The sequence below is a fragment of the Autumnicola tepida genome, from assembly GCF_031846485.1.
Taxonomy (GTDB): domain Bacteria; phylum Bacteroidota; class Bacteroidia; order Flavobacteriales; family Flavobacteriaceae; genus Autumnicola; species Autumnicola tepida.
On sequence record NZ_JAVRHQ010000004.1, the window covers coordinates 17,330 to 32,917 of the forward strand.

The 15,588-nt window shown below is 39.0% G+C and carries 14 protein-coding genes; 8 read left to right on the plus strand and 6 right to left on the minus strand.

From position 1 onward, the window contains the following. Positions 1 to 10 precede the first annotated feature (10 nt). A complete protein-coding gene (locus RM553_RS04975; RefSeq protein ID WP_311533854.1) occupies positions 11 to 2,854 on the plus strand; it encodes a M16 family metallopeptidase in 2,844 nt (947 codons plus the stop codon). Positions 2,855 to 2,909: 55 nt separating this feature from the next. Here RM553_RS04975 and RM553_RS04980 read toward each other — a convergent pair whose 3' ends face one another. The 4 genes from RM553_RS04980 to RM553_RS04995 all read right to left on the minus strand — a co-directional run bounded on the left by RM553_RS04980 (position 2,910) and on the right by RM553_RS04995 (position 5,092). After that, positions 2,910 to 3,185, minus strand: a complete 276-nt coding sequence (locus RM553_RS04980; protein WP_311533855.1) for a DUF6520 family protein — start codon at positions 3,183 to 3,185, stop codon at positions 2,910 to 2,912. Between the two features lie 82 nt (positions 3,186 to 3,267). Next, positions 3,268 to 3,702, minus strand: coding sequence for a MauE/DoxX family redox-associated membrane protein (locus RM553_RS04985; RefSeq protein ID WP_311533856.1), 435 nt, complete (start codon positions 3,700 to 3,702; stop codon positions 3,268 to 3,270). A gap of 98 nt (positions 3,703 to 3,800) precedes the next feature. Further along, positions 3,801 to 4,721, minus strand: a complete 921-nt coding sequence (locus tag RM553_RS04990; RefSeq protein ID WP_311533857.1) for a helix-turn-helix domain-containing protein — start codon at positions 4,719 to 4,721, stop codon at positions 3,801 to 3,803. Further along, entirely contained in the window at positions 4,718 to 5,092 is a 375-nt protein-coding gene (locus tag RM553_RS04995; protein WP_311533858.1) for a DUF7793 family protein, read from the minus strand. Before RM553_RS04995 ends, RM553_RS04990 begins: the two co-directional genes overlap by 4 nt. A gap of 209 nt (positions 5,093 to 5,301) precedes the next feature. On the opposite strand from RM553_RS04995, the gene RM553_RS05000 reads away from it, so the two are divergent. From RM553_RS05000 to RM553_RS05015, 4 genes are all read left to right on the plus strand, one after another. Continuing rightward, positions 5,302 to 7,734, plus strand: a complete 2,433-nt coding sequence (locus tag RM553_RS05000; RefSeq protein WP_311533859.1) for an aminotransferase class I/II-fold pyridoxal phosphate-dependent enzyme — start codon at positions 5,302 to 5,304, stop codon at positions 7,732 to 7,734. A gap of 87 nt (positions 7,735 to 7,821) precedes the next feature. Further along, on the plus strand, positions 7,822 to 8,661 hold the full coding sequence (locus RM553_RS05005; RefSeq protein WP_311533860.1) for an RteC domain-containing protein: 840 nt from the start codon (positions 7,822 to 7,824) through the stop codon (positions 8,659 to 8,661). Between the two features lie 227 nt (positions 8,662 to 8,888). Further along, a complete protein-coding gene (locus RM553_RS05010) occupies positions 8,889 to 10,802 on the plus strand; it encodes a hypothetical protein (RefSeq protein ID WP_311533861.1) in 1,914 nt (637 codons plus the stop codon). Positions 10,803 to 10,811: 9 nt separating this feature from the next. Continuing rightward, positions 10,812 to 11,246, plus strand: coding sequence for a hypothetical protein (locus tag RM553_RS05015; RefSeq protein WP_311533862.1), 435 nt, complete (start codon positions 10,812 to 10,814; stop codon positions 11,244 to 11,246). A gap of 99 nt (positions 11,247 to 11,345) precedes the next feature. Here the strand turns inward: RM553_RS05015 and RM553_RS19700 are convergent, their stop codons facing one another. Next, positions 11,346 to 11,561, minus strand: coding sequence for a hypothetical protein (locus RM553_RS19700; protein WP_432271448.1), 216 nt, complete (start codon positions 11,559 to 11,561; stop codon positions 11,346 to 11,348). Positions 11,562 to 12,681: 1,120 nt separating this feature from the next. On the opposite strand from RM553_RS19700, the gene RM553_RS05020 reads away from it, so the two are divergent. From RM553_RS05020 to RM553_RS05030, 3 genes are read left to right on the plus strand one after another with little or no spacing between them, the layout of a single operon-like run. Next, entirely contained in the window at positions 12,682 to 12,972 is a 291-nt protein-coding gene (locus RM553_RS05020; protein WP_311533863.1) for a helix-turn-helix domain-containing protein, read from the plus strand. Beyond that, a complete protein-coding gene (locus RM553_RS05025; protein ID WP_311533864.1) occupies positions 12,969 to 13,700 on the plus strand; it encodes a hypothetical protein in 732 nt (243 codons plus the stop codon). The genes RM553_RS05020 and RM553_RS05025 overlap by 4 nt, the downstream gene beginning before the upstream one ends. Then, on the plus strand, positions 13,684 to 14,346 hold the full coding sequence (locus tag RM553_RS05030) for a P-loop NTPase family protein (protein WP_311533865.1): 663 nt from the start codon (positions 13,684 to 13,686) through the stop codon (positions 14,344 to 14,346). The genes RM553_RS05025 and RM553_RS05030 overlap by 17 nt, the downstream gene beginning before the upstream one ends. A 351-nt stretch (positions 14,347 to 14,697) precedes the next feature. On the opposite strand, the gene RM553_RS05035 is transcribed toward RM553_RS05030, so the two are convergent. Further along, on the minus strand, positions 14,698 to 15,588 hold the full coding sequence (locus RM553_RS05035) for an outer membrane beta-barrel protein (RefSeq protein WP_311533866.1): 891 nt from the start codon (positions 15,586 to 15,588) through the stop codon (positions 14,698 to 14,700).

A 15,588-nucleotide genomic window follows, 5' to 3' on the forward strand; every position in this document is an offset into this window, starting at 1 on the left:
ATAATATATAATGAATAAGTTTATTTACCTATTAGGACTTCTTTTGATATCATCTGTTGTATCAGGACAAGACGTTATTTCATCACGAAGTAGGGAAGATTCCATATTTACAATGAAAGTAGGACAACTGGAGAACGGCTTACGATATGTAATAAAACCGGTACAAGGAGACCAGAGAAAAGTTCTAATGAGACTCATTGTAATGGCAGGAAGCAATCAGGAAGATAAAGATCAGTATCAAATAGCTCACCTGTTGGAGCATATGGTATATAATTCCACAAAAAAATTCCCGTCCTTCAGGAGTAATCCCGGTTTTTTTTCCCAATTGGATATGGAGCCCCGGGATATTCCGGCTTTTGTTGGAGATAATAGTACCCAGTATCAGTTCAACTATCCCCGGGATGTCCCCCGGGCTTTAGATACCGCTTTATCCCTATACCACGATATTGCTGCCGGAAACGTGCTATTTGATCCGGAAGACGTTCAAACTGAACGTAAGGCTCTTTACCAGGAATATCTTTTTTCAAATTCTGAAAAATCCCTGCCAACTTTTAGAAACTGGCAGGCACTAACCGATTGTGGGGGGGAGGTTCCATTAGCTGGCGAATTGCGGGAAACAGTAATGAATTCCAGTGAGGAATCATTAAAAAGTTTCTATAGGGATTGGTATCGGCCGGATTTTATGACTATTATGGTAGTAGGGAATTTAGAGGATGCAGATCTCATCGAAAATAAGATCAAAGCAAAGTTTAAAGATATCAAAATGCCGGACCGGCTCCGGCATAAAGAGGATTGTTGGCAGAACTATCTCAACAGCCCAAAACATTTTGTTACTCAAGAAACGGAAGTTTCAGGAAAAGACTTGCTACCGCAAACCGAATTTAATTTTTACTTCCGAAATAACAGTATTTACTTTGAAGAGTTCTCTGCGCAACAAAATGAGGTGCTATGGGACCTTATTCCTGATATGATCAGTAATAGACTGAAACATCAGCAACAAGAATATAATATAGATTATATAACCCGTTTCAACGGGAACTATGAATTACCAGCCGTTAAATTAACGCTATCTGCTCCCCGAAATGAAGAGAAAGTTATTGAAAAAATTTTTAGCCAACTTGAAGGAATTTCAACATACGGTTTTTCAAAAGAAGAGTGGAATCTTGTAGTTGATAAAAGAGTAGCAGATATGCGGAGCCGGGATTATTTATCTGCCAATTTATGGTCGGATTTACTATTTAAGGCCATAATATCTGAAAAGCCCTTATCCAATTTTAAAAGTAATCATAACCTGGAATTTATTAAGAATCTCGATGTAGCGCAACTTAATAAACTTTTAAAGAAGATAGACTGGCAAACGGATGATATTGCCATAGTGATTCCCGAGCATAAAGATCAAAGTCAATTTACCCAAAAAAATATTAGGGGATGGATAAATGATGGCGTCGGCCATCCCCTGGAATATCAGCCTATAAAGGTTCCGAAACAATTGCTCACAATTAAGGAAAAAGATGAACTTTCTGAAGCTGAAGTCACTGAGAGGAGTTTTGGGGATTTTAATGAAGATGTTATTGTATTCGAAAATGGATTAAAAGTTATTCTAAAAGCTTTTGAGCCCATGAGCGGCAGGTATAAAGAGAAAATAATGGTGCATGGGTTTAGTCCAAAGGGAGCGGAGTGTTTGGAATCGCCGGACTATCAGGCATTATTAGCGCCTTACATTATAAAAAATTCAGGAGTAGGAGGATATGATAAATTTGTTATCAATAAGCTGCTGGAAGAAACAAGTATACCTTTTGGAGTTTTTGATTACATCAGGCAGTCGGAAACCGGACTAAAAGCTGAGGTTTCTCCTGAAGATATAGAAATACTCCTGCAGCTTATCTATCTGTCTTTTACACAACCTCGTTATGATATAGATGCATTTGAGGATTGGAAAATACAGGAGCTAAAAAAATCAATACGCAATAGCAGTGCTAATAATAATTTTTTGGATTTTATCAATCACAAAGTAGGTCTTGTAGAGATTCCAAAGGGAGAGGAAAGATACCGGCAAAGTTTAAAAGTAGATTATGAAGAAGCTTTTAAGGAGTATAAGCGCTTACATTCTAACGCTGAAGATTTTACTTTTATAATAACGGGAAACTTCAAAAAGAATAAAGTGCTGCCATTACTTCAGAAATATTTAGGGAATCTCCCAAATTCAAAAGAAACTTATTTTTGTGATAAAATAAAAGGAATAGATACTTCAGGTTTGAAAACGGAAGAGACGGTTTTAAGGTTTCAACTTCCGGAGAATGTAGACAATGATTTTATGGAGATCAGGTTTACTACTCCCTTTAATAATGATCCTGTTTTTAAAAAGGAAATAAAAATGGAATTTCTTAAACAGGCTTTAAATTTAAAATTAAGGGATTTACGTTATAAACAAAATTTGGGAGTTTATTTTTCTGTTGCATCGGGAAGTCTCAATTATGATACTAAAAATAAAACAATCCAGATTTACCTTCAGAGTAACAGGCAGGACTTTGATAAAGTTTTTGATGCCTGTAATACTTTTTTTGAAGATTTAAAAGAAAATCGTTTTTCAGCTGAGTTTTTTAAAACACTTAAAGAATCCGCTTACCTTCCAAAATGGCAGGAGGAATTTAGCAATAGCAATAAATCTGTGATGCAACGCCTATATGGTTACTATCGTTTTGATGTTCCTGTAATAGAGGAGGATCACGCAAGACAATTTATCCAGGATTTTAATGACAAAGATTTGGTAAACACAGCCATAGAATACCTCAATAATAATTATAAAATGATATTTTTGGGAAGTCCTTCGCAAGAAAAAAAGATCATGAAATAAAATGTAATAAAAGCCCCGGACTCGTTAGCCTCCGGGGCTCATAATAGCACTCATATTATTCATTAAGTATATATGGCGTGTTGGAACCTCCAGATTTTGGTTCCTTTAAATCAGAATCGACAAATACTTGGTGAACAGTATTGGGGTCATCGGTAAAAATTACCTGACAATTCTGAGTGGTGGGTGCAGTACAGGTTTCATTCTGTAACTGATAAGGCATGCCATTCCTTTCTACCCATTCGCCAGACTCCACATTTGCTTTATTGGCAAATGCCAATCCGATTGCCATTACGAATGCCATCACGGGCATTAAAATTTTAGATTTTTTCATAATTAAAATATTTAAAATTAAACAATATGCCTGTTCCCGGTTTAGGTTCAGGCGTCCTTCTGTAGTATTGCGCAATACTATTTCATGTATATTTTGATGTATCTCTTTTTTGCTGGAGAAATATTCCCAATAATCCTAATAGGAGAAAACATATGTTAAAGATGAGATGTTCCTGCCAGGTGAAATTGCTGATGATCCCGCCACAGGAACAGGGAATATTTTCACTAAATAATAATATTCCAGATATGTAAACTGTAAACAATAATATGGAACCAAATGCCATATACATTCCCAGCCACCGGTAAGCCATACTAATTAGAAATCCGGCTATCGATAATTCAAGTATAGGGATAAACCATGACATAAATCCTGCTATTCTTTTGTTTCCAAACACAGGGCTGTTCAGTAGATCGTTGTAAAATTTTGGGTGCTCTAATAGTTTGGTTACCGCTGCATAAAAAAATAAGACGATAAATGCATACCTGATAAACTCTCTTATGTAGATTTTAGGTTTCATCTGTTATCCTTTAATGGGGTAAAGTTGGAAAAACTTATCTGGTTTTAAAGGATAAAGGTTTGGTTGTAAGGTATTTATTAAGAGCTATAATTTTTGGCTCAATCCAATCTTCTCTGTTTTTTGTAGTAGGAAGGTGCTTTTCCATACCTATCCTTAAATGCTTTTGAGAAGTGTGTATAATCCTTAAAGCCGTAATTTTTCGCCACTATCTTTAATGGCATCGGGGTCTCACGAATCATATGCAAACTCATTTCAAGTCTCTGGTTAAGATGAAACTTAAAAATCGTGGTTTGATAAAGTTCCTTGAATCCCTTTTTGAGTTTAAAGGTATTTAAGCTGAACTTTCGGGCTATTAATGTCAAGGGAGGTAGAGTCTGGTGAAGGTTATCCAAAATGTATTGATGCACTTTTCTAATGTTTAAGATGTCCGCCTGGTACTGTAATCCCGGGTTAAAAGGAATTCTTTTTTGATCTTTTCGGGTAGTAGAAATTTCTTCTTTCCTTTCAGCAATTGGTAATCCCCTGAAAAAGAAGTACACTCCCTTGGGGCCTTTTAAGAAATGACAGTATCCCCAGCATTCCATAATATTTCCTGTTTTAGGAACAAAGGAAATTATAAGCCTGACGGGAGAAAAGGTGTGTTCGTCTTGAAAATGGATTTTTAGCCGTTGTTCTACATAAATCCTCGACTCTTTGGTAACAACTTCAGATAAAGGTTTTCCTATTAGCTCTGACTCCCCAATTTGTATAAGATCGGAAAAACGACAGTTGATCCCGGTGATTATGAAGCTGGAATCTACTACGAATACATAAGGATCTGCAAGGTTCTTTTCACCAAAGGCTCCGGGATGGACAAAAAACTCGCTTAGTTCCTCTGCTAATAAGTTCATTAATAATCCCACGTTTTCAATTTCATGCATTTGGTCTTCAACTTTAAACCGGTAAGCAAAATTGCCGAGGGCCAGTTGGAAAATGATTTCCCGAAGTTTGCCTAATTTTCTATGATCGTCATCATTCATTCTACAAAAGCTTTAAGATATTTAAGAGCATCTGCCCTTGAAACAAAAATCGCTGTGGGTATCAATGGTCGATCCACGGCAATAAAGAACTGGGTCATATATTCCTTATTCATAGAATCTGTCCAGTAAGCAACGGCCTTGGCTAAAACTGATCCTTTTAGTGCAAGAAAGCGTCTGGCTCTTAACGTTGGAAGTGTTAGTTGCCTGATATCACAAAGTATGGGAAAAGATACTTCTTTCTGCAATAGCAGCCGGTCAGAGACTATTTTTTCGGCTACATCTATATCGAATTTTTCAAAGGGTAAGTAGGTGAAATAGAGAATCCCTTCCTCAATATAAAGTTCGGCGTATTCATTCCTTATATAATTCATGGTACTGGTAATTTTGATCTGTGTAGGGGCAATAAATTTGAATCAATTTAATGACATTTTTAGTTAGAAAGTTGCATTTAAGGGATTAATATTTGGTGATAAGGGATTTAGTAAAGTTAGCCGGTGGAGATTGTAACAGGAAGATTAAATTATTTCGTAGTTTGAATTACCCTTACCCTACAGGCCAAAAATCTCAAAAATTTATTCTTATGGCAAAAATCAAGCACAACAATTTTTTAGACACTGTAGATGAAGTATTCTCCGATGCTACCCGCAAAGGTATATTGCATCTTAATTCGCAGGACACGAAATTTACCGGCAATACCATTAAAGTAGACGGTAATAAAATGTATCACTTTGGTACCACCGGGTACCTGGGGCTGGAGCAGGATGAGCGACTTAAGAAAGCTGCAATGGAAGCTGTTGACAGCTATGGAACACAGTTTCCCTTATCCAAAACTTATATTTCCCATCCGCTTTACCAGGAGCTTGAGGAAAAGCTGCGCACCATGTACGCAAATCCCGTTGTTATCACCAAGAACAGTACTTTAGGGCATATAGCCGTTATTCCTACGGCGGTGCGGGATGAAGATGCGGTAATCCTTGACCACCAGGTACACTGGAGTGTTCAGAATGCCGTGCAACCGCTTAAGTTGAGGGGCATACCCGTGGAAATGATCCGTCACAATAACCTAGACATGCTGGAGGATAAAATAAAGGAACTTCAGGGAAAAGTCTCCAGGATATGGTATATGGCAGACGGGGTATATTCCATGTATGGAGATTTTGCTCCGGTTCGGGAACTTATGGACCTAAGTGACAAATATCCGCAGTTGCATTTCTATTTTGATGATGTTCACGGCATGAGCTGGAAAGGGAAAAACGGTACGGGATATGTCCTCGAAGCTATGGGAGGGAATTTGCCTGAGAATGTATTGTTATTCGGAACATTAAGTAAAACTTTCGGTGCCAGTGGGGCGGTATTGGCCTGTTCTAATGCCGAGCTTCAACGTAAAATCAAAACGTATGGCGGCCCGCTTACATTTTCGGCACAATTGGAACCGGCCTCTGTTGCCGCGGCCTGTGCTTCGGCAGATATTCACCTGTCCCAGGAAATCTATATGCTCCAAAACGAGCTTTCCGAGAGGATAGATTATTTTAACCGGCTACTCTCCAATACTGATCTTCCCTTGGTTGCCGAAAATCCCTCACCCGTATTTTATATAGGAACAGGTACCCCGGTTACCGGGTACAATTTTGTAAAGCGCATGATGAAAGAAGGTTTTTTTGTGAACCTGGGATTGTTCCCTGCGGTACCCATTAAAAATACAGGGGTGCGCATTACCATCTGCAGGCACAATCAAAAGGAAGAGATTGAAAAACTTGTGGAAGCTATGGTTTACCATTATCCCCGGGCGCTTGAAGAAACCGATAGCAGCCCTGAAAGAGTGCGCAGGGCTTTTAGAATGCCGGTATCCCGGGAAGAGAAAGTGCAGTCTTCTGCGGAAATTTTTGAAATTCAATGCGAAACTAAAATAAGTGCAATTCCTAAAGAGGAATGGGATAGCCTGATGGGAAAGAATTGTTTTGAATGGAACGGGCAGCTGTTTTTAGAAAAAACACTTACTGCCAATGATATTCCGGAGAATAACTGGTTCTTTTATTATATTCTTATCAAGGATAAAAACTCCGGTGTCCCGGTGCTGGCCACTTTTTTGAGTTACAGCCTTTGGAAGGATGATATGCTCTCCCCGGTTTCAGTCTCTGAAAAACTGGAGGAGCAAAGAAAGCGGGAGCCCTATCACATGACTTCTATGGTGCTTAGCATGGGATCATTATTTACGGAAGGGGAGCATCTTTATATTAATAAAACAAATCATCGCTGGAAGGAGGCGCTGCTGCTTCTTTTGCAAAAGATAGAAGAACTGGAGCAGGAGCTTAAACCCTCTATGGTGGTCCTGCGGGATTTTGAAGAACAAACGAATCTGAATTCTTTATTCCATGAGCAGGGATTTATGAAGGTGAAAATGCCGGAGTCCTGTGTTATGGATAATCTTTCCTGGGATACTATTGAAGAATACAAGGCTTCACTTTCCTCTCGTTCCCGGCGCCATTTTACCAAGGAGGTCGAGCCGTTTGAAAAGAAGTTCGATATCTGTTACATGGAACAGGTGCCACCGGATGAAGTCAGCCATTTTTACCAGCTATACCAAAATGTAAGAAACAATAACTTCGGATTGAATACTTTCGCTTATCCTTTCAAACTTTTTGCCGAAATGTCTAAGGATCCGGGTTGGGAGTTTATCGTACTATACCTGAAGCCTGAATACGAAAACAGAGATGAGCCAAAGGCGGTAGGGGTAATGTTTTGTTATAAAAATAGTTCCGGGACTTACGTGCCGAGCCTGGTGGGAATGGATTATAAGTATTCCCGGGAATTCCAGGTCTACCGGCAACTACTCTTCCAGACCATTAAACGGGCCCGCTATCTCCATTTTGAAAAAATAGATTTTGGAATTACGGCTTCTTTTGAAAAACGGAAATTAGGCGCTATCGTTCAGCCTAAAGTTTCCTATGTACAAGCCAGGGACAACTTCAAACTAGAGTTGTTGGGAATCATGGAAGCCGGCATTAAAAAATAGTTGCTGCCTGCATTTTCCCTGTTCCCGGAATACATTTAAGACCCTACGTGTTTGATGGAATTTATGTCAAATTTTAATTGTAGTGTCATGTTTGAAAGTATCATTGAAAACTTCAGGGCTGAAGTGGAAAAGATCATGAGGGAAAAAGATCAAAGCTACCTGACTAAAGCCAACCTGGGAATAGAGCTTTGCAACAAAACGCTTTTTGCACTGAAGGAAATAACAGACCGGGAAGATTTTGAAAACGTGCCGGCCGAAATCAGTTTCTTTAAAGAAATTAAACCGGTGCCTATGAGCTATCTTATTTACTTTAGCGAAGTCAGGTCCTGTGAAATGCGTAAACCAAAAGCCGGTGCGGCATACCAGGCCAGGTTTTTTGAAAAGGAAATTCGTAAAATCAATAAGTTCTTTTACCGGAATGTAGATTTTGCCCATTATATGGAACAAGGATATGCTTACCTGGACCACCAGATTTTTACCCGGAACTACAATAAAAATTTTCCTTTTACTCCCACGATCAACTATTACCAGTACCCGGAATTTTCTACTTCGCATGATATGCTTTGGTCAAAGATCAAAGCCATGTATCGCTTCCTGCATTACATAAGGGAGGCAATGCAAAAGATTAGGCCGGAGTCTTTCGCCTGGCCAACAGAGAAAAGGCATCGTGTACTGGTATGGACGGCTTCTAAAACCGCTCTGGTGGAACTGATCTATGCCCTTTATTGCGACGAGGCACTAAACCATGGGAGCGTGGATCTGAAAACCATCACCCAGTCCTTTGAAGATTTTTTCAATATCCGTCTTAAGAATACTTCCAAAACCTATATGGAAATCAAGGCCCGGAAGGGAAGTAAGACGAAGTATCTTGATGAGCTTGGGATAAAGTTCCAATTAAAGATGGAACGGGAAGACGGGGTGGATTAATTTTTTAGTGGAAGGAATATCAATTAAGTATGTGCTTTTTTAAGGGCTACATGTAATACTCCACCAGAAATAAAAATTCTTATTAATCTTATCTGAAATTCAAAACCATACTATAAGTAAGGTTTTCCTTACCTATAATAGTGTTTGTTGATGTATGTTAGCCATAGAGGATATTGTATCCTTAGAAAATTCCAATCTAAATATATTAACCTAACTTATTTTAAAATATGAAGCAAAATTACGGTTTATCAATTTTTTCGAGGCTTCTGTCATTAGCTATGATAATTTCATTATTCTCTTGCGAGAAAGATGAGCTGGATTTGAATGAATCAGTGACTCAGGAAGATAATAGAAATGATATTTCAAATAATTTTCGGCGTAAAGTAGAAAATCCTTATACAATATCTAACATGCAAATGGCCTTGGATAGTATTATTGATCGAATGGAAACCGGAAAATTGAAAAGCGCTTCAGGAGAAAAAATTTCCATCCCAAAAAAGGAAAAAATAACCTCCAATATGTTATATGTCCAATTTACTCCGAAAACCTGGGAGGAGGAGGGACTACTTAAGAGAGACAGTACTTTGGCACTGATTGATTACCCATTGGGTTACGAATATGAGGAAGCATGGTTTAAAAGTAGACCAAAGTTAGAAAAGGATGAAATTCCTGCTTATTATACAACCGTTTCTGTAGATCGGAAATTACCTAATGTCTCGCATAAAATATTGGCGGAGATGTATGTACCACAAGAAGATGGAGATTTAGAAAAATCCCGCTTGAATCTTTACCGTACTTCTAAGAATGGAGTTGGGGACTTTGTGGATATCCTGTTGAACCAGGCTTTTAAACAAACAAATAACGAGGGGATGGACGGTCTCGGAATCCTTAAAGGAGAAAAGGAAGGAAAATCTCAAAACAAGCTATTAGGCATTGAGATTGGTGAAAAATGGCTGCCAGAAGGTACTCTGCGTATCTGGGATGAGAATATAGGTTCTACCAGAACATACCGAAAGATTTTTGTGCGGTATGAATATTATGATTGTGATTTGAATTCCAATATATCTTCTACGCCTGAAACGAATATAGTTAGTCCCAATATAATGGCACCTATACAACAATGCCGCAGGGCTATTTATCGATATGAACCTAAAGATGAGTCCGGTAGCTATGTGCCATTGAAGGGTGCGCAGGTATTGTTAAGGGATACATATACCATAGGTAATGAAATTACAGATAGTAATGGCTACTTTCGTTTCGATCATAAGAGAGGTGAAAAACGCTATATTATCCAATGGGAACGTTATGAATATAGTATTAGAAACGGATCATTATTCCAAGCTGAAACTAGGGGTCCAAAGAAACACAGCCGCTGGGACCATGATATTAATGGAGGGGATGACGAATATCATGGAATGATCCATTTAGCTGCCCATGATTATTATTATGGTAATCGATTTGGACTTACCTCGCCTCCTACAAATTTTTTTACAGGAAGACAGATTAAGATCGCTGCTCGTGAAATTGATGGAGGTAGCACAGGGTCCTCTTATTCGCATATTAAAAACGATCTTTCTCTTGGAATTGCGGCTCAAATACATATTAAGGCTTGGACTAGATCGTCCGATCGCATATATGGAACAACCATCCATGAATTAGCTCATGCTGCGCATTCCATGGTTGATAGAGGCTCGTATGACAATTTAGTAAGGGATGCTTATATTATTCCTTGGCAAGGTGGGGCAGTAGAAAATAATAACAGAAGGCTTCTTGAAACATGGGCGAAGACAGTTGAAATTGTATTTGCTCTTAAACGGTATAGAGACGATGCAGGTAATCCGGCTTATTCTTATTTTACACAAAGTAATGGATTCAATTTGAGTAATTATCAAAGAGTAAGAATATCTGAGGAAAACCATTATACTTCTGGCGGGTATGATATGATTGATGATTTTAATCAAAGAGTAAATTACGGATCAGCTTATCCTATTGACAGGGTGGAAAATTATACTATAAAACAATTAGAAAGTGCATTAATTGATGCAAAATCTTGGCTACAATGGCGCGATAATATTAAATCTAAATATAGTAACTCAACAGAGATTTATTTAGATGAGCTTTTTAATAATTGGCCAAACTAAAAACATAAAATGAAAAATCTATTGACCTTTACTTGCTTTTTATTACTGTTAAATAGCTGTGGCACAGATCAGGGAGAGGGTAAAAACTATGTATTTACCTTAGTTAATTCTAGTGGACACGATATTAGAATAGATTCATATTCGTCCTTGGAAGAAGACGCGGAAATTATTGCTTTGCGAAATGGGGAGGAAATCACTAAACAATTTAAAAGTCCAGCTCCCCCTATGGAGGAATATTACTCTTACATTAGTTTTTTTCAAGGGGACTCTATAGTTGTTACTTACAATAGTGAAAAACAACAAATTTTTGTTCAAGAAGAGAGTTGCGAAGGAGATGTAAGAAACCCATTAAATATATGCTTATATGGCGATACGGAAGAAACATTTGTTTTTACAGAACAAGATTATGAAAATGCAATACCTTGTGCTGGTGATTGTGATTAAACAATAAACAGAATTATGAAAGGCTGTTGTGAAGCAGCCTTTTATATTATTTACTGATGTTACTGAGCAATTTTTATTAAATGCTGTTCTGTTTGTTGATCACCTATCAATTTCTTTCCAGGCCACTTTGGTTGCCGCGAGCCAAATTTGGCTTTTCATCGCATAATGGTTTTTATTGTTTCTGATTTTTGACCTTTCGAGTTTACAAAAGGCAATTATCGATGCCGTAAAATGGGCCTGCTGCGTTTTTACTGTTTTGACCGGGGCCTTTGCAAAAGCCGTATTGTTCTTAATAGAGCGAAAAAATTCTTCCACTTTCCACCGTTTTTGATAGATTGCGGTAAGGCTTTGGTAATCCAGGTTGAGGCCAGATAAAGTGTACCTGTGCTACCATTCCCTTTGAAAACTTGTTTTCCTATTAATACGGGATTGTCGTATTGTTTAAGGTTAACTGACATGGTAAGCCCTTCCAGCCCTAAGATTCGATACTTATGAAAATACCTTTTAATTCATCTTCTTGGCTCAATGCCACAACCCTGTTGGATTTAATGGCCATTATAAAATCCGATTTTTAATCATCGGTGATACATTTTATATTTCACAGGAGGAAACCAGCTATCAGCCAATACGTAGTTGAACCAAACATTATAATTGGCCTGCTTTATCATTCTGCGCATCATCTCATTTTTAGTTTCACTACTCTCTCTTTTGATCTTGCCCTTGTGATCTGTGAACTCAACATCCTTTGTTACGAATTCAACACCTATGGGAAGTTCCATATCATGTTATGGATGGTAATAAAAAGAATTGATGAAGTTGCCCCTTTTTTCACTTTGTCCGTACAATGGTCATAATGCCAGGTGATCATCGGGCTTAGGGTATTTCTTGGGCTCGATGGATTCGTCTATGATCAGAAGGCCCTCAGGAGTGCGGATATCATGTAACATTGGATTGACTTCCTGCCAAAGGATACTGGAACACAGATTACCTGAGAGGAGCCGGGTTATTTGGTCATGGCTTAGTGCTTTTATTTAGGTGAAATCCTGGTGGAACATATATATGCCTATATTGCGATGAGGCATTAAATACTATGAGTAGGATGTGAAAACCATCACCCAGCCTTTTGAAGATTTTTCCAATAAGAAAAATTGTTAAATGTTTTCGTACTACGATTTTTTCCATGAAAAAATGCAGGAGCTCTTAATAAGTAAATCTGTTCTCAGTTCACATGTTTTAAGGTTGTCTTCACGAAATAAATAGCCTCAACTACTGCAAAAATTAATGCTGTTAAAATTTGTCGTAGTACGAGACCTGCTACGAAAGATTCTCCTGTATCCTTTACAGCTTTGTAATGAAAGTCAAATCAACCCAATCCCGCCGCTTTCAAATGAAGATCGGATTCAGGAAGTGGTGGGATTATTTATAACAAAGTCTTATGCCAGCAACTATTATCACCACGGATGATCTTCGGGAGTTTAAAACGGAACTGCTCGAAGAAATTAAAAGTTTATTGGACCAACAATCCTCCGGAACCTTAAAACAATATTTTAAATCTTCGGATGTGATGGAGTTTCTGCAGATCAGTCCCGGTACTCTTCAAAACTTACGTACCAACGGCACCCTGCCTTATACTAAAATTGGCGGTATTATCTATTACGAGGCTGCTGATGTTCAAAAAGCCATGGACCAACACCGCACCCACCACAATTCAGGTTTTCGCAAATGAATTATATCCGTCAGCTTAATGCCGCCTTCGAGCTATTTTATTCAGATGATCGCTTGAATCCTAATCATATCAGCCTTTATATGGCGCTGTTCCAGGAATGGAACAGCAGCCGTTTTGCCGATACGTTTTTTATTAACCGCAGGGAAATGATGAATGCGGCAAAGATTGGTTCTAAAACCAGTTATCACCGGTGTGTGAGGGATCTTGACCAGTGGAAATACCTTGCCTATTTTCCTTCCAATAATCCCTTTAAGGGAAGTAAGATCAGGATGACCATATTTGAGACAGCTGATGAACCGGTTGGGGGGCACTACCGTCCCGGAGCAGGACAGCTTGAGGTATGCAGGAATCCCATAGAGGGACAACCTGCGGACAGCTACCGTCCCAGGGAAAGACAGCTGGTGGTACCTTCTATAAACAATACTAAACAGGAAAACTTTATAAAGGGTAAACGGCCCGCACATCAAAAAGAAGTTATTGAATTTTTTAAAAATCGTTCCTGCGAAAAACAGGAAGCACTAACTTTTTTTAATCACTACCAGGCCGTTGGATGGAAGATGGGTAATGGAAGTGAAATTCTGGACTGGTACAGTGCCGCTGAAAAATGGATTCTCAATCTTCAAAACAGGAGAAAGAATGAACAAGTGTCCCGTTGGGGGACAAGTAGTAGATCACATTGGGATCACCTTAGAACTACAAAAAACAAAGATTATGACGAACCCCTCTAAAATAATTGAAGGCGGAGTGGAATATTCCCTGGGTGACTTTGACGGTACTACCGTCCACTACGATTTTAACAGAATCCTGATCTACCTTGATGCCAAGGGCAAATTATTATTTGGGAATCATTTTAAAATATATAAAGCGGATCGGCCTGTTTTGCGCAAGCTTTGTGCATACACGATCCGTGATGCCCTTACCTGCAAAAGATTTGGAATCGATCCGGAAAAAGGACTGTTGATAAACGGCCCGGTAGGCTGCGGAAAAACCAGCCTGATGAAACTCCTGCCTCACCTGTTTCCCGGCAGGCGCCACTATGAAATGATTCCCAGCCGAAACGTGGTGTTCAGTTTTAACCATATCGGTTACAAAACCATTGAAGATTATGGCAATAGTGGATATTTCTGTTTTGACGATCTGGGCGCGGAACCCATCGGCAGTTATTACGGCAAAGATTGTAACGTACTGGGGGAGGTACTTCTTTCACGCTATGAATTGTACCTGGCTAGTAAAGGAAGAATTAAGACACATGCGACTACCAACCTTAATGCAAAAGAACTGGAAGAGCGTTATGGCGACAGGGTGCGCAGCAGGATGAGGGTATTATTTAACCTGGTTGGCTTTCCAAAACAGGCTGTAGATAAAAGAATATGAATTTCAATATGTATTTTTTGCCTACAGAATTTACTGTCATGCGGCCTTCAGGATATAAGGATTTTCCAGGTGCACCAGATAATAGAGAAGAATGACTTGTTAATAGTAGAATTTTTACCGGCAGCTGTTTTTAAGAGAATTAAATCTTATTGATGAAAAAGGGGATTTTCCCCCTGTTTTGCTATCCCTTTAAAGTTTAGTTTTGCCGCAGAATTTAATTAGTCTATCTAAAATGACCTTAAAGGGTGGCAGTTGGGGAATGCCACCCTTTTTTAATTTCTGTTAGCCTATTCCATAAAAAAGCCCCTTCATAACTGAAGAGGCTGATTTGGATTCAAATTATTTCCCAGTTTAGAACCGGAAGCCATATCTTATTTTCATTCCGAAAGCCAGGGTTTTTACTTCATCTACATATGCCGTGGATGCTGTATTACTTGCTGAAGTAAGCAGGCTGTTATTTGTAAAGCTCATGGGATCTTCGGCATTATAAGCAATAAGGTTTAGCCCGTCTTTTTCAGGCTTTATGTTCTTTAACCCATAGTCTACAAACACGCCCATGTAGAGCGCCTGGTCATTTTCCAGCATGAATTTCACCCCTGTTTCCAGGTTAAGGATCAAATTGGTTTGAAGCCCAAGGTCAGATCTTGAAGTTTTCAGGGCTCCAAAATCCCCAAACCCGGCAAACATCGGCTCGCGGAGCTCCGCATCATACTGCTCATAATACCCGCTGGTGGTCAGCGAAGAAGCCTCTGTTTCATATTCCGATTGAAGCACAAAACCCATCTTTGCACCTGCCGCGGCATAAAACCGAGCAATGTCCCCGGTTTCAAACTGAACTTTTAAAGGCACATTCAGGAAATACGCGTACTGGTTTTCCCTGAAATCTTCTACCCTGTACCTGAACTCAAATGCTTCTCCTTCCGGATCTGCAGTGGCGTAGGCACCTTCTACGGAAGAAAGGGAAGCAGCGCCTTCCATATACTGAAGCCCGGCACCCGTGCCTATACTCCAGTTTTCGGAAAGGTAATACGCATATTGCGCCCCGAACCCAAAACCGTTTTCCAGGTCGCTTTTATCCTGCAGGACTTCATAATCAAGTTTAGAGAAGGAGCCCTTCAGGTAAAAAGAGACTTCGCTTTTAGACTGGCCATAGGAATTTCCCATGGCGCTGCAAACCAGGACAAGTAGTAACAGCTTTATATTTATTTTGCTCCGGTAAGTATTTCTATAATTGAATTTCAT

Bases quoted from the DNA above. Each gene is read 5' to 3' on its own strand.
- RM553_RS05035 (WP_311533866.1), bottom strand. From the start codon at position 15,588: ATGAAATTCAATTATAGAAATACTTACCGGAGCAAAATAAATATAAAG.
- RM553_RS05030 (WP_311533865.1), top strand. From the start codon at position 13,684: ATGACGAACCCCTCTAAAATAATTGAAGGCGGAGTGGAATATTCCCTG.
- RM553_RS05015 (WP_311533862.1), top strand. From the start codon at position 10,812: ATGAAAAATCTATTGACCTTTACTTGCTTTTTATTACTGTTAAATAGC.
- RM553_RS05025 (WP_311533864.1), top strand. From the start codon at position 12,969: ATGAATTATATCCGTCAGCTTAATGCCGCCTTCGAGCTATTTTATTCA.
- RM553_RS05005 (WP_311533860.1), top strand. From the start codon at position 7,822: ATGTTTGAAAGTATCATTGAAAACTTCAGGGCTGAAGTGGAAAAGATC.
- RM553_RS04985 (WP_311533856.1), bottom strand. From the start codon at position 3,702: ATGAAACCTAAAATCTACATAAGAGAGTTTATCAGGTATGCATTTATC.
- RM553_RS04995 (WP_311533858.1), bottom strand. From the start codon at position 5,092: ATGAATTATATAAGGAATGAATACGCCGAACTTTATATTGAGGAAGGG.
- RM553_RS05020 (WP_311533863.1), top strand. From the start codon at position 12,682: ATGCCAGCAACTATTATCACCACGGATGATCTTCGGGAGTTTAAAACG.
- RM553_RS04975 (WP_311533854.1), top strand. From the start codon at position 11: ATGAATAAGTTTATTTACCTATTAGGACTTCTTTTGATATCATCTGTT.
- RM553_RS04980 (WP_311533855.1), bottom strand. From the start codon at position 3,185: ATGAAAAAATCTAAAATTTTAATGCCCGTGATGGCATTCGTAATGGCA.
- RM553_RS05000 (WP_311533859.1), top strand. From the start codon at position 5,302: ATGGCAAAAATCAAGCACAACAATTTTTTAGACACTGTAGATGAAGTA.
- RM553_RS04990 (WP_311533857.1), bottom strand. From the start codon at position 4,721: ATGAATGATGACGATCATAGAAAATTAGGCAAACTTCGGGAAATCATT.
- RM553_RS05010 (WP_311533861.1), top strand. From the start codon at position 8,889: ATGAAGCAAAATTACGGTTTATCAATTTTTTCGAGGCTTCTGTCATTA.